Genomic DNA, 942 nt, shown 5'->3' on the forward strand with positions numbered 1-942 from the left:
CTAATTTATTTAAACAATGAAAATTAGATTATCCAAATTATATTAATTTAAAACAAATAAAAATTTTTAAGCAAATATTTATCATGTTATCAGAATATATTTATTCAATATTATCAATAAATAAAGGTTTGAATGATGATAATAAAATTTTATTACCTTATTATTTCGAATTAAAATCAAGTCCAATACATCCTACACCTGATGATATTTGGCAATTTAAAGATGTAAAAGTGATATTAAAATCTGCATATTTTGATTTTACAGATATCAATAATATTAAGTTAAAAAATAATGATATTAGTCAAAATGAATTATTTAAATTAGATGATAATCAATTTAATTGATTATCTATTACAAATGAATTAGAAACAAATAACATACCTTCATTAATTCCTGCTGATTGAACATTAGGTAATGGTGAATATGGAAAATATTTTACAAGAGCAATTATTGAAAAAATTAAACTTGAAAATTTATTAAATTTATATGGCTCAAATAAATCCCAATTATTTTCTAAATTAGAATTTTATAAAGAAATTTCAAAAATTGATAATAATAATGAATTTGAATTACAAATTGAAAATCCAATTACTAACTTAAATCGAGTTGAGATTAGTGGTATTTTTGGTGCTGGTAATTATGATTTACTTTTAATAACTAATAAACAAGAAATAAACTTACAAAATATTAATTTATTTGATAAATATAATGAAAATGTTTCTTATATAAATTTAGAAATTTAATTATCAAAATATCCATCAGGATAAATACCATCTCATTTTATATCAGTACTATCAAGCGGTTTAATTCCAAAATATAAACTTATCTTATATTTGTCTTTTGTTTTATATGACCATATTGTTGATTTAGCCCCCCCAGTAGACTGTATAGTCATGTCCTAAATATGATTTATAACCATTAGTTTGATTATGTGCTAGTGAA

General features: G+C 20.4%; 2 protein-coding genes. One reads left to right on the forward strand and one right to left on the reverse strand.

Going from position 1 to position 942, the window contains the following annotated elements; translation table 4 throughout:
- Positions 1 to 743 (forward strand): hypothetical protein (locus tag M0D11_RS06110; protein WP_252321038.1); only part of this gene is annotated, 743 nt, incomplete at its 5' end.
- Here the strand turns inward: M0D11_RS06110 and M0D11_RS06115 are convergent.
- Positions 740 to 895 carry a hypothetical protein gene (locus tag M0D11_RS06115; RefSeq protein ID WP_252321040.1) on the reverse strand — a complete coding sequence of 52 codons (156 nt, stop codon included), beginning with the start codon at positions 893 to 895 and terminating at the stop codon, positions 740 to 742. The two genes, M0D11_RS06110 and M0D11_RS06115, sit on opposite strands and share 4 nt — an antisense overlap.
- Positions 896 to 942: the final 47 nt, after the last annotated feature.

It is taken from the genome of Spiroplasma endosymbiont of Lariophagus distinguendus, from assembly GCF_023846195.1.
Classification (GTDB): domain Bacteria; phylum Bacillota_I; class Bacilli_A; order Mycoplasmatales; family VBWQ01; genus Spiroplasma_E.